Below are 13263 nucleotides of genomic sequence, written 5' to 3'. Positions count from 1 at the left end.
GATTTGGCGTACACCCGTTTCCACCATTTTCCCGTAATTCCCGCATGAAAGTCGCCCTGGACGCCATGGGTGGTGACCACGCCCCCGCCGTGAACATCGGAGGCGCGATCCAAGCCCTCCGCCTGTATCCGAAACTCCAGCACCTCTACCTCGTCGGCGAACAAGCGGCGCTGGAGGCGGAGTGCGCGAAGCAGGGGCTGGATCTCAAGGACAAGCGGGTGAGCATCGTCCACGCGCCCGAGGTGATCGGCATGGCCGAGCCAGGGGCGAAGACGGTGCGGAAGAAGAAGCAATCGTCCATCAGCATCGCGATGGACATGGTGAAGGAAGGCAAGGCCGATGCCTTCGTGTCCGCCGGCAATACAGGTGCCGCCGTGGCCGCGGCGATCCTGAAGCTGCGCACGCTGAAGGGCGTGGACCGCGCGGGGATCGCTTCCGCGCTGCCGAACGAGCACGGCCAGTGCAATATTCTCGATGCGGGTGCCAACCCGGAGGCCACTCCGGAGCATCTCGTGACCTATGCGGTGATGGGCACCGCCTATGCCAAGCACGTGCTTGGAAAAAAGAACCCGACCGTCGGCCTGATGTCGAACGGCGAGGAGGATGAGAAGGGCACGACCTTCACCAAGGAGACCTTCAAGCGCCTCAAGGAAACGCCCGGTATCAATTTCATCGGCAACGTGGAAGGCCACGACTTGTTCGAGCGGGAGTTGGATATCGTCTTGTGCGATGGCTTCCTCGGCAACGTGGTGCTGAAGACCGCCGAATCCACGGCCAAGGCGGTTTCCAAGTGGCTGAAGAGCGAGATCAAGGGCAATCTGGTCCGCATGCTTGGCGCGGTCATCGCGAAGGGTGCGTTCAAGGCGCTCAAGCAGAAGGCCAGCGCGGAGAGCTATGGCGGCAGTCCATTGCTCGGAGTGAACGGCGTGGTGATCATCGCCCACGGTGGCTCCACCGCCACCGCGGTCCGCAATGCGATCCGCGTGGGGATGGAGACGGTCGATCACAAGGTCAATCCGCACATCGAGGAGGCTCTTGCGGCACTGGCCGTTTCCAAGACTCCAGCGCAGGCTTGAGAATCCGTGGTGGCGGTTTTCAACCGCCGTGCCTCCGGCTGAAGAGACTTGGCGCTTGAAAGGCGCCACCACGATTTCAACGAATCACACCTTCATTCGTCTGCGTGACGGGTTTGAGAAACCCGTCCGCATCGTAGCTGATCCGGTCGATCGCGATCTGCCGGGAGCCTTGATAGGGGCCGGGACCTTCCTGTTCCCAGCGATGGTAAACGATCAGCGTCCCGAGCTTGGAATCCTCCACAACCGAGTGATGGCCGGGGCCCTGGTGGTGTCCGTCGCTTTTCAACAACACGCCACGGTAGCTCCATGGGCCGGTGGCGGAGGTGCTGGTGGCGTAGTGGACGGAGTAGGTGGCGTCGCGGAAATTTCCATGGCTGTAAGTCAGGTGATAGAGGCTGCCGTGGTGGTGGATGAACACGCCCTCCGTGAATTGCGGCGGCGTTTCCACTTTGATCTCGCGGAGGATGGAGATCATGTCCGGCTTCAGCTCGAACACCCGCAGTTTCGCCCCAGCGCTGCCACCGGCGTAGAGCAGAGGGCGCTTGTCGGCGGGATCGATGAAGACCATCGGGTCGATCGCCTCGAAGCCGCTGCCGCCGGTCAGCAGCATCTTTCCGGAGTCCTTGAAGGGGCCGGCCGGTGAATCTCCCACAGCCACCCCGATTCGGGACGGGTGGGTGGCATCTTGCGGGCCTACGGAGAAATAGAAGTAGTATTTCCCGTCCTTCGGAATCAGGCAGGGAGCCCAGGCACCGTGTTCGGCGCGCCCATCCGCCGACACCCATGGGATGTCCTTGAAATCGAGGATCGGGCCATGGTTTTGCCAATGGACGAGGTCTTTGGAGGAAAAAGCCATGAAGTTGTCGCCACCCTTGCTCCGGGTGGGATGGATCCAGAGGGTGCCATCAATGAGAGAGGCGTGTGGATCGGCTCCTGGAAAAACGGGATTGGCCGCCATGGCTTGGGCGGTGAGCGAGAATAGGGCTGAGAGGGCGGGTTTCATGGGCTTTTCAACCTTCCCCACAACGGTCTACCCGCAACCGTCCTTTCCGGAGTGGCCGGGCTGATAGGAAAGAGGGTTTTTCGCAGCGGATTCTTCGCCCCACCCGGGACTGGACAACCCGGGTCCTGCCTCCCACCTTCCCCGCCAGACATGAGCGACATCGCCGTCACGATCGCAGGCACCGGCAGCTATGTGCCGGAAAAGATCCTTACCAACGAGGAACTGGCCGAGAAGGTGGATACTTCCAATGAGTGGATTGTCACCCGTACCGGTATCAAGGAGCGCCGCATCGCCGCGGAGGGTGAGTTTACTTCCCACCTCGCCACCAAGGCCGCTGAGCGTGCTCTGGAGCAGGCCGGCCTCGCCGCCGCGGATGTCGAGTTGATCATCGTCGCCACCATCACCCCGGATACGCTCACGCCGGCCACCGCCTGCTATGTGCAGCGCAATCTCGGCGCGGCGAAGGCTGTGGCGTTTGATATTTCCGCCGCCTGCTCCGGATTCCTCTACGCCATGAAGATGGCGAAGCGTCTGATCGAAGCGGACGCTTTCAAGAACGCGGTCATCATTGGTGCGGAGAAGCTTTCCGCTTTCGTGAACTGGGAGGATCGCACCACCTGCGTGCTGTTTGGTGACGGTGCCGGTGCCGCAGTGCTGCGCCGTGCCGAACCCGGAGAGGGCCGCATCCTCGCGACCGAGATGGGCACTGATGGCAACCAGACCCATCTGCTCAACATTCCCGGCGGTGGTTCGGCCTGTCCGATCACCATCGACAACGCCAACGACCACCTCGCCACGCTGGCGATGCTGGGCAAGGAAGTCTTCAAGCACGCGGTGACCCGCATGAAGGAAGCGGCGGAGAAGGTGATCGAGCGTTCCGGTCTCCAGCCGGAGGATATCGCCTGCGTCATTCCGCATCAGGCGAACTTGCGGATCATCGATGCCATTGCGGACCGTCTCGCGGTGCCGAACGAGCGCGTGTTCGTGAACCTCGACAAGTACGGCAACACCTCCGCGGCCGCAGTGGCGATCGCGCTGGATGAGGCGAACCGTACCGGTGCCTTCAAGCGCGGGGACAACATCGTGCTGGTGGTGTTCGGCGCCGGTCTTACGTGGGCGGCTGCGGCGGTGCAGTGGTGAAGAATTGGCACAAGCAGGAATGCTTGTGCTACTGCTTTACTCGTGCCCGCGCTTTTGCACTCTCCGGGATGGTCTTCCACTCCGTCAGCTTTCCTTTCACGATCGTCCCCTCGACGAACACATTCCCCGCCGCGTGCAGGCGGAACTTCGCGCTCCAGTCGGCGGGCCAGGCGGGGGTGAGCAGGATCTCGCCATCCGGACCCGGCTGGAGGATCATCTCCTGAAGCGTGTTCATCATGTTGCCCGGGCCATCGAAGTCCGGACACCAGTCGTGGGGTGAACCGAGGTAGCCGGGAAAGCGCAGGAACGATCCGGACTTGTCGCTGCGGGCCATGCGGTTCTTCGCGCGCAGCACCACATCCTGCTTCGCTCCCTCCGCCAGACCGAGGCGGGCTGCGATCACGCCGGTCTGATACCAGCAGACGTGTCCGGGATTCGGCATCTTTTTCCATCCGGCGATGGCTTCGGCGATGGGCTGCTCCTTGCGATCCATTCCATACACGCGGAATGGGAACACGCTGTAGAGATCCGGAGATTCGTAGTTGGAGCGCTGCGGATTGTAGGCAGCGGCATTGTCCGGCATCACCACGCCATCCACGGTGCGCTTCGGCAAAGGTGGCAGGGCTTTGGCAATGCGCTCCCAATTCGCGCGATCCGCGGCGGAGGTTTGGCTGGCGGGTAGCTTCAGAAGCCACGCGGTCACCGCATGCAGTCCGGCAACGGAGGGCATGTCATCCACCACGCCGGTCCAGTAGGTTTCCACCGCGTGGGTGGGCTCGATGCGGATGCGGCCGTCCTTTTTCTCAAAGCGCGTGTCATAGAATGCCAATGCGTCATTCGCCCACGGGATGAGCGTGTCCTTCAGGAACTTCTCATCGCCGGTGTGCTCGTAGTAGTCCTGCATGAGGACGGTGAGTTCCAGTGCCTGCTGCCAGATGTTGCGGGTGTATCCTTCCGAATACTCCTTCGCACCCCAGCCGAAGTCTCCCATCCCGGGCAGGCCTGCGAGATTGACCGTCTCTTGGAAATAGACACCGCGGGCGTTGTAGTAGTGCTTCGCCCGGGCGTTGAAGAGCTCGCGCTTCGAGGCATAGAACTCGATGAACTTCCGCACTGGTTCGTTCCAGCCCTGGGCCAGCAGCGGCAGGTAGATGAAGCGCGCGTTCTGCCACCAGTAGCTGCATCCGTAGAAGCGGTAGTCGGGCGTGTGATCGAAGGTCGCCGGATTGGTGGCGTAGAAGGCGACCGGAGGGGCGACGGTGAAGATGCCTCCTTGGAAATGCGCGGGCGTTTCCGCGCGGGCCTGCATCGCGGTGAGCAGTTTGGAGAGCACGTAGGCGCGGGTGACAGGGGAAGGTGCCTCGCTCCATTGGGCGACCAGTTGGTCGTTGAGATAAAGCAGTACTTCCTGGCGGGATGTGGAAACGACACAAGTGGCGGCGTAGGCATTCCCCGGTTTCCAAGCGACGGGAACCTGCAGGGTGTGATTGCCGAAAATGAACCTCAGCCCGTCATGGGTATCGAGCAGCATGCCGTCGTTGCCGCCGGGGGTGATGCTGTCGAAGAGCCTGCCACCCGGAGTCTTCGGAATGAAACGAACCATGAGGGTGAAATCACTCGCGGTGAGGGCGTTTGCCTTCTCCACCGAGCGATCAAGGATTTTGGTTTCGAGAGGTTTTATCGTGGAGAGTCTGGCTATTTCCTGAACGGGAAGAACCTCCGGGGTGGCGACGACCTCCCCGATTTCGCCGTCGAGCCGGTTGTTCCCACCCTGATCGCTGCCGAACTTCAACGGATGCTTCAGCCGCGGGATGATCGGCGCGGAACCTTCATCCACGAACAACCAGCTCCTCTGCCAATACGCATCCCACCAGCGGGTGGTGCGGGCGCGGGATTCTTCCGGACTGACACTCGCGGTCAGCTTGGCCTCCGTCTGCTTTTCCCATTCCTCTGGTGTCGGAGTTTGCGAAACTTGAATCGCGGCTCGCAGATCGAAGGTGGTCAGCGGGGCGGGGGAGTCGAGAAGTGTAGGACTGGTGCCCTTCAATCCGCGGCCTGCGAGCAACACGCCGGAGGTGCGGTTCTCCAGCGGATCCCGGAATTTCTTCAACGCCTCACCGAGCCCCTGATGCTCGAAGTGGGTGGGCAGGCATGAGTAGGCGTTGCGGTGGTACCACATCAACCCTTTCGCGTGCGGCTTGATCGTATCCGCGGATTCCCAGTCGGCGATGCCCGGCTGGATGCCGGTGCGGTAAACCCAGGTGGAAGCGAGCTCGCTGGAGTTGAGTGTCCGTTTTTCCGTGCGCCAGTTATCGAGCGTGACTGTCATCCGGCGCGGGATCGCGCTGGTGCCGGTGAGATGGAGGACGTCCGTCTCGCTGTCGATCCAGAGCTGGAGATCGAGGCGGCGATCGGGAGCGCCTGCGGAAAGCTCGATCCGGCCACCGCGCAGGACGAGCTGCTGGCGGATCGGCTCATCCTTGCCGAAGGGGCTGGGATCGAAACGGACCTTCAGTTTGCCCAGCTTCAGCAGGCGGTGGAGTTCGCTCACCGCATCGTTGTGGGACAGGTAGAGTTCCAGATCGCCGTCCGGTACCACCCAGACATTCGCCCCGGCGCGGCCGTTGCCCAGCGGCAGGTTGTCGGCCTCGCCGGTGCCGTGCGTGGTCCAGATCACGTCCTGGCGGCTGATTTCCGTGAGCGGGTCCCATGACGATTCCGCGCGGGCGGTCGGGATGAGAATGCAGGCGATGAGGGAGGCCAGGAAGGGATGCATGACAAAAACGATTGGAACGCCCGGCCTGCCATGAATCTTCCAATTTCGGTGAAGCAGTTCCCTTCTTGACCCGAGGCAGGGACTGGAAAGGCTCCTGCTCCATGTCCTACCGTACGACGGCGATCGATACCGACAAGATGCCCCCCGGCATCCCCTACATCATCGGCAACGAAGCCGCCGAGCGGTTTTCGTTCTACGGGATGCGTGCGGTTCTGGTGATGTTCATGGCGCAGTATCTGCACCTGATGGACAAGGTACCGGGGCACGCGATGAGCAACCCGGAGGCGGTGGAGCGCTACCACCTTTTTGCCAGTTTCGTCTATTTCACCCCGCTGTTGGGAGCCCTGCTCGCGGATATTTTCTTTGGCAAGTACAACACGATCCTTTGGCTTTCGATCGTTTACTGCCTCGGGCATGCGGCTCTGGCCTGCATGGGTTCGTTTGGTTTTTCCGGTTGGTGGTTGTTTGCCGGCCTCGGTCTGATCTGCCTCGGTGCAGGCGGGATCAAGTCGTGTGTGTCCGCCCACGTGGGAGATCAGTTCGGGAAGAGCAACCATCACCTGATCACACGGATCTACAACTGGTTCTACTTCTCGATCAACTTCGGCTCGTTCTTCTCCACGATGCTGACACCCACCCTCCTCGCCAAGTATGGCCCGCACTGGGCCTTCGGCGTGCCCGGAGTGTTGATGGCCATCGCCACATTCATGTTCTGGATGGGCCGGAACAAGTTCGTCCACATTCCGGCGGGCGGCTGGAAATTTGTCGAGGAATCGTTCTCCCGCGAGGGCCTGATCGCGCTGGGCAAGCTGATACCACTCTTTGCCCTCATTTCGGTGTTCTGGTCGCTGTATGACCAGACCGGCTCATCGTGGGTGCTCCAGGCGACGAGCCTGGATTTGAAGCCATTCTCATTCCTCGACTGGACTGTCCAGGCCTCCGCGGTACAGGCGATCAACCCGATCCTGATCCTGATCTACATCCCGCTCTTCACCCTTGTGATCTATCCTTGGATGAACCGGATCTTCCGCCTGACTCCGCTGCGGAAGATCGGGTGCGGCTTGTTTCTGATGGCAGCGGCCTTTGGCATCGTCACGCTGACCCAGACGTGGATTGATGGCGGTCAACGTCCGTCCATCCACTGGCAGCTCCTTGCGTACTACGTGATCACCGCGTCGGAAGTCATGGTGGCCATTGTCGGCCTGGAGTTCGCTTACACGCAGGCTCCGAAGACGATGAAGTCCTGGGTGATGGGGTTGTTCTGGCTCTCCGTGTTCGGTGGGAACCAGTTCACGGCCCAAGTGAACCACTACATTGCGATTCCCTCCGCATCCCAAAAGCAGTTCGATGTCGCCACTGCCGCACTCCCGGCGGATATGCAGACCTCGCCCCGGAACATCGTGCTGCCCGGCTACGATGGGGTGGTCGGAACCGATGACGATATCATCGCGCGCTCCAAGCAGGGTGCGCTCGACTCGATCGAAATCCCGGGCCGCCAGACCTACCTGGATGCGGCAGCAAAGATCGAGACCCAGTCGGGAGTGAAATTCCCGAGCAAGGAAGAAGGCGCCGCCCTGCTCTCAGGCATGAAGGACCAGTGGGGGAATTCGTTCCGCTACGATGTGATCGATTCCTCCACCGCCCGCATCGCCAGCGCCGGTCCCACTCGTCAGGACCACACCGAATGGGAAATGGGCCTGATGATCGAAAGGCCCAAACCGAAGGAAGACCATCCGTGGCTCGACAAGCGCAAGCAGGAGCTCGGCGTGACCGAGGCTCCTATGGTGGCCGGCTTCGCGCACACCGAATTCTGTGGAGGCCAGAGCAAACTGGAAGGTGCCGCCTACTTCCGCTTCTTCACCCTGCTGGTGCTTGGTACGGCGGTGCTTTTCATCCCCTTCGCCATGCTCTATCGACCGAAGAGCTATCTGCAGGACGACGTGGAGTCCGAGGAACATCCCGGACCGGATGCCGTCGCCCACTGACCATCCATCGCCTTTATCCGAGTGATTACCGATTCACACGCCCATCTCGCCAGCCACCGCTTCAAGCCTGACGAAGTCGCGGACCTCGTCCAACGTGCCGCCGATGCCGGCGTGAGCCGTATCGTCACCCTGGCGACCTGCTTGGAGGATCTCGGCGCGAATCTGGAAATCGCCGGGCGCTTTCCCTCCGTCCATGCGTGCATCGGCATCCATCCCTGTGACGTGCATTCGGCGCCGGACGATGCGGTCGAGCGGATCGCCGCGCACGTGGCGGACCCGCGGGTGTGTGCCTTGGGCGAGACAGGGCTCGATTACTATCACCCCGCGCCGGATGGCTGGGAGGAGGAGGTGTTCCGCGAGCGGCAGCGCGTGTTTCTGCGCGCGCACTTCGAACTGGCGGTGAAGTGCGGGCTGAACGTGGTGATCCACACCCGCGACAAGAGCGGCGCGGGTTCCTTCGAGGACGCCCTCGCTATCTATAAAGAGTATGCCTCGCGGACCCGCGCCGTGTTCCACTGCTTCATCGGCGCGTGGGAGAATGCCGCGCGGGTGTTGGAGGCGGGAGGTCTGGTGTCATTCGGCGGTGTCGCCACCTTCAAGAATGCGGCGGAGGTCCGCGAGACGGTGGCGCGATGTCCGGATGGCGGCTTCATGTTGGAGACGGACTCTCCCTACCTCGCGCCGGAGCCGCACCGCGGCCAGCGCAATGAACCGGCGTACGTCCGTCACGTGGCAGAACGTCTTGCCGCACTGCGTGGGAAATCGCTGGAAGAATTCGCCGCCTCCACCTCGGCGACGGCGGCGGAGTTTTTCCACTTCCGCTGAAGGCGAGTTGAACAACCGGACCCGCTCGCGGCGTTTCTGTAGCAGACCGGGTCGGCGCGGCGTCGCGTTCGGCTCTTCCCAATTCATCCACCACTTGCTACTCCACTGATATGACTCCGCTCCGCTTGCTCGCCGTTTCCGCTTCCGTCGCCGTGCTCGCCTCCTGTGGCAACAGCGGCGGTGACAGCCACTACGATACCACCAATCCCTATGGCGCGCCGCAGGGTGGCGGTGGCCAGACCGCCCAGGCTCCGGCCCAGGCAGCCAACCCGACGTACGACACGCCGGCCGCTTATGAAGAAAGCACCGGCACCGCGCCGGCCGCCGCGCCGGAGTCCGCCATCGTCGATCCCGGCATGACCGCGCCGCGCTCTACCCAGCACACTTCTCCGAAGCCGACCGGGGCCTCGCCGAAGCCGGCGGCCGCCAGTGCCGGTGGCACCAGCCATCTCGTCGTGAAGGGTGACACGCTCGGGGGTATCGCCCGCAAGTACGGCGTGAGCCAGGACGCGATCAAGAAGGCGAACAACATGACCAAGGACACCGTGGTCCTCGGCAAGACGCTCCAGATCCCGGCGCGCTGACCGGCAGATCATCCGCTCTCCCTTTCCTCTCCCCCCGAATTTCATGCGCGCGTTCGTTCTGCTCGGTTTGCTTCCGGCCCTTTGTCTCGCTGCGGATGAGCCGGGCGGGCACGCGGAGGAAAAGGAACTCTCGCCGCGCGCCGCCGCGGTGGAGCACATGCTGACCGAACGCGCGTCGCCCGCCGCGCTCGACAAGGCCATCGCCGAGGCGAAGAAGCAGGGCGCGTCCGAGCAATCGCAGTTCGAGGCGCGCTTTCTCTTTCTCGTGGACCGTGGCGATGACGAGGGCATCGCCGCGCTGCTGCCGGAGATGCTGAAGCGGAAGGATTCCTTCAAGCTGGAGGACTCCGAGATTTTCGCCGTGAAGGAAGACTGGCTCGCCGTCGTGGAATACGTGCAGGCCGTGGATGCGATGAAGAAGGACGATCACGAGGGTTTCAAGAAGCACATCCTCGAGGCTTTCTGGCTGAGTCCGCGCCAAGGAGCCGCCTACGCGCCGCACATCGAGAAGATGCGGATGCAGGAGGCGATGAAGGATGTGAGCTACGGCTTCGATCAGGAGTTCGAACCGCTGAAGGGAAAGCAGAAGGTGAAGCTCAAGGAAGTGGCCGCGGGAAAGAAGGCCGTGTTGCTCCACTTCTGGTCGCCATGGAGCCGCGAGTGCGAGGACAGCATGCCGGACTTCGCCGCTGCGGCGAAGGAGTTCGAGAAGCATGGTCTCGCGGTGGTGTCGGTCGTTTCCGAAGAAGAGCCGAAGCTGTTGGAGGAAGCGCGCGCGATGGTCGCGAAGCTTGGTGAGCATCCTCCCGGCACATGGGTCCGCGATGATGAAAAGCAGCCGCTCGACCGTCTTTTCCGCGTTCAAGGCATCCCGGTGATGGTTTTGTTGTCGCCTGAAGGCCGCGTGCTCTTCAACGGATCACCTGCCGATGAAGCGTTGTGGAAGGCGCTTTCCGCGATCTCTCCGGAGATCAAGCGTCCCGCGTTGCCGGAGGATGGCAAGCAGGAGAAGAAGCCTGCGAAGTGAAGCGCCCGTAGGGCTGCGCGCGATGTCTCCGTTGCTACTGGATGCATCGGAGTTGTTACGGAATGGGATCTCCGGGGGCCGTTTTGCGATCTACTAGAATCATAGTGATTCATCGGTTGCGGGAAGGGTGTTTGGGAAAATAGTAAATTTTTCCATAATTTTCGCAGGAATGAACTTGACGGATTCGTCAACTACTAGTTTCATGGTGCCAACCAACAAGGCAACACGTCATGTCTCGGCCAACCCATCCTTCCAACTTAGAACTCCAGGCACTGTCGGTGCTGTGGCATGAAGGACCCTCGACGGTGGCGGCGATCCTCGACGCGCTGCCGGATGGCAAGGACCGGGCCTATACTACGGTACTCTCCGTAATGCAGAGCCTGGAGCGGAAGAAGTTGGTCAAGCGGGTGCGTGTCGGTCGCGCTCATGTATACGAAGCAGCCTATTCGCAGGAAACGATCGTCCATCGGGCGAGTCATGAATTCCTCACCAACGCTTTTGGAGGACGTCTCGGTGAGGCGATCCTCGCACTCCTCTCCGCCGGGACTTTGACACCGGAAGAGAAAACCAACATCGAACGCGAACTCAAACGACACAAAGCCATGGCTGCAAAAAAAACAGCAAAGAAGGCCCCAGCCAAAAAGGCTCCGGCCAAGAAAGCCGCCAAGAAAGCCCCCGCTAAGAAAGCCCCGGCCAAAAAGGCTGCGGTGAAGAAGGTGGCGAAGAAAGCGGCCAAGAAGGCCCCGGCCAAGAAGGCTCCGGCCAAGAAAGCCGCCAAGAAGGCGGTGAAGAAAGTCGCCAAGAGCGCCAAGAAAGCGGCGAAGAAGGCGGCGAAGAAAACCGTAGCCAAGAAGGCGGCCAAGAAGGTTGCCAAGAAGGCTGCGAAAAAGGTCGCGAAGAAAGCAGCCAAGAAGGCCCCCGCCAAAAAAGCGCCGGCCAAGAAGGCCGCCAAGAGCGCGAAGAAGGTCGCCAAGAAGGCTCCGGCCAAGAAAGCCGCTGCCAAAAAGGCTGCCAAGAAGGCCTAACCCTTCAACCCGCAAACAGAATCGTCACGCCGAAAGCGATCGGACTGTTCGCGTCCACGTAGATGTTTTTGAAAGGCGGGGAGTCTCCGGACTCCCCGCCCTTTTCTTGTACCGGTCGTAGCTACGGCCCTCTCCGCACTGGCAAAAGCGGCCATCCCGGACCGGCCGTTTTTTTCGGTAAAAAGGGATTGCATCGCCGCGGGGGCGCTCCTAGCCTTCGGCCCCCGACGGGACGCGCGGTTAGCTCAGTGGTAGAGCATTACCTTGACACGGTAGGGGTCACAGGTTCGAACCCTGTATCGCGCACCATTTCCCGCTCAATGATTCAGGCTCCCACTAGGGAGCCCTTTTTGTGCGGTGGATGTGGAAGGGGCCGTCCTGCGAAGGTACCTCATATGGAGTGCGGCGAGGCATCGCCGCTTTGGGCGGAGACGAGCCATCGTCGGCAGGTATATCTGCGTTGCGGAACGATTTCGATGTCCCATAGCCATCTCTGCACTGGCCCAAGTATTCTTCCCAAAGACCCACTACGTCCCCGTTGATTCTCTTCCGTGCTGAAAGCGGCGATGCTTCGCCGCACTCCACATGGAGAGTGCCCGTTCATTGCGGTGATGGGTCAATCCGATCATCAGATTGATCGGGCAAAGAGACGAGGCGTTTCCGGGTGATGACCGGCAGAGGCAGGATTGGTGCCGCCGCTCCTGGGCAAGGTTCCGCACTTGTCAACCTACGGGAAACGACGCATGGCGCGCTTCGGGAATTTCTGCGATGATGCGTTTGGATGGTGATCGTCCCAAACCGGTCGCTGATCCTTCCTTCCTCTCTTCACCCCCAAGCTCGATTGCCATGAATGGTCCTGCCCTCGCCACGACGGAGCTGTCCGTGTTGTTGCGGTTGCTCGATGACGAGACACCGGAGATCCGCGCGCGGGTCGCCGAGCGGCTGGCGGCGGGTGAAGGTGATGTGAGCGAATCACTGGCGGAGCTGGGCTGGGAAGGAACCGCCGCCGAGCGAGAACTGCTTTCGAATCTGCTGCTGCCCGCCCGGCGCGAGACGCTGCGCACGGAGTGGGCGATGCCATCGGGCGGACTCGGCGATGACTGGGACCAGCTCGAATACCTGCTGCGGTTGCTTTCCGATTTCCTCCACGATGGTGTGACCATCCGCCAGTCCCTGTCCGATGCCCTCGATCTGCTCGCGGAAGAAGCGGAGGAAAACGACGCGGCGGATTCGGAGGAGGCGCTGCGGCAGTTCCTGTTCGAAACCGGACGCTTCCGCGGCAACAAGGAATCCTACTACGACCCGCGTAATTCGGATCTCTCGTTCGTGATCGAAGCGGGCACGTCGAACCCGATCGGGCTGTGCCTGATCTACCTTTTCACCGCGCGGCGGCTGGATCTGGATGTCACCGGCGTTGGCTTCCCGGGACACTTCCTGTGCCGCATCCAGGATGACGGCCAGCCGGTGATCGTGGACTGCTTTGACAATGGGAAACGCCACCACCTCGCCTCGCTGCTGGCCGCACATCCGGAGCTGGGCCGCGAACAGCGCGAGGCACTGAAGTATCCCGCCGAGCCGGGTGCGATCCTGAACCGCGTGCTGCTGAATCTGGCCTCATCCTTCGCCGGCATGAAGCAGGATGAGGATGCCGCGCTGATCGCCGAGCTGCGCGAGACGCTGGAATAAGGCGTTTCCGGGACTTTCCCGGCGGGGTGTTTTCGTTCTTGCCACGCGGAAAAAGCGGGTCAGTCTCCGCGCCCCGCCGGAGTGAACAGGTTTTCCGGCTTTCTTTGGTCGCCTGGCGCTGTCATCGCTCGGGGCT

The 13263-nt window shown here is 61.7% G+C and carries 10 protein-coding genes and 1 tRNA gene; 9 read left to right on the top strand and 2 right to left on the bottom strand.

The genetic code is table 11. The features are described 5' to 3' along the window. Positions 1–44: 44 nt before the first annotated feature. Entirely contained in the window at positions 45–1076 is a 1032-nt protein-coding gene (plsX, locus tag KBB96_RS13560; RefSeq protein ID WP_211629980.1) for a phosphate acyltransferase PlsX, read from the top strand. Positions 1077–1152: 76 nt separating this feature from the next. On the opposite strand, the gene KBB96_RS13555 is transcribed toward plsX, so the two are convergent. Then, entirely contained in the window at positions 1153–2079 is a 927-nt protein-coding gene (locus tag KBB96_RS13555) for a family 43 glycosylhydrolase (RefSeq protein WP_211629979.1), read from the bottom strand. A gap of 150 nt (positions 2080–2229) precedes the next feature. Between KBB96_RS13555 and KBB96_RS13550 the strand changes: the two genes are divergently transcribed. After that, positions 2230–3219: a beta-ketoacyl-ACP synthase III gene (locus KBB96_RS13550; RefSeq protein ID WP_226373543.1), complete on the top strand. Its 990-nt coding sequence runs from the start codon at positions 2230–2232 to the stop codon at positions 3217–3219. 28 nt (positions 3220–3247) lie between these two features. Here KBB96_RS13550 and KBB96_RS13545 read toward each other — a convergent pair whose 3' ends face one another. Next, positions 3248–5995, bottom strand: coding sequence for a DUF5703 domain-containing protein (locus KBB96_RS13545; RefSeq protein ID WP_211629978.1), 2748 nt, complete (start codon positions 5993–5995; stop codon positions 3248–3250). Between the two features lie 101 nt (positions 5996–6096). Between KBB96_RS13545 and KBB96_RS13540 the strand changes: the two genes are divergently transcribed. From KBB96_RS13540 to KBB96_RS13510, 7 genes are all read left to right on the top strand, one after another. Next, positions 6097–7980 carry a POT family MFS transporter gene (locus KBB96_RS13540; protein ID WP_211629977.1) on the top strand — a complete coding sequence of 628 codons (1884 nt, stop codon included), beginning with the start codon at positions 6097–6099 and terminating at the stop codon, positions 7978–7980. A gap of 21 nt (positions 7981–8001) precedes the next feature. Further along, positions 8002–8805: a TatD family hydrolase gene (locus KBB96_RS13535; protein ID WP_211629976.1), complete on the top strand. Its 804-nt coding sequence runs from the start codon at positions 8002–8004 to the stop codon at positions 8803–8805. A 110-nt stretch (positions 8806–8915) separates the two neighbouring features. Then, positions 8916–9389 (top strand): LysM peptidoglycan-binding domain-containing protein, encoded by a 474-nt coding sequence (locus KBB96_RS13530; RefSeq protein WP_211629975.1) that lies wholly within the window; start codon positions 8916–8918, stop codon positions 9387–9389. A gap of 43 nt (positions 9390–9432) precedes the next feature. After that, positions 9433–10416, top strand: a complete 984-nt coding sequence (locus KBB96_RS13525) for a TlpA disulfide reductase family protein (RefSeq protein ID WP_211629974.1) — start codon at positions 9433–9435, stop codon at positions 10414–10416. A 230-nt stretch (positions 10417–10646) separates the two neighbouring features. Next, entirely contained in the window at positions 10647–11441 is a 795-nt protein-coding gene (locus tag KBB96_RS13520; protein WP_211629973.1) for a BlaI/MecI/CopY family transcriptional regulator, read from the top strand. 234 nt (positions 11442–11675) lie between these two features. Then, positions 11676–11750: transfer RNA gene (locus KBB96_RS13515), tRNA-Val, on the top strand. Positions 11751–12287: 537 nt separating this feature from the next. Continuing rightward, the gene (locus KBB96_RS13510) at positions 12288–13127 is read left to right on the top strand and encodes a transglutaminase-like domain-containing protein (RefSeq protein ID WP_211629972.1); all 840 of its coding nucleotides are present in this window, start codon (positions 12288–12290) and stop codon (positions 13125–13127) included. Positions 13128–13263 lie beyond the last annotated feature (136 nt).

Source organism: Luteolibacter ambystomatis, assembly GCF_018137965.1.
Classification (GTDB): Bacteria; Verrucomicrobiota; Verrucomicrobiia; order Verrucomicrobiales; family Akkermansiaceae; genus Luteolibacter; species Luteolibacter ambystomatis.
This window is presented reverse-complemented; position numbering and strand designations above follow the sequence as displayed.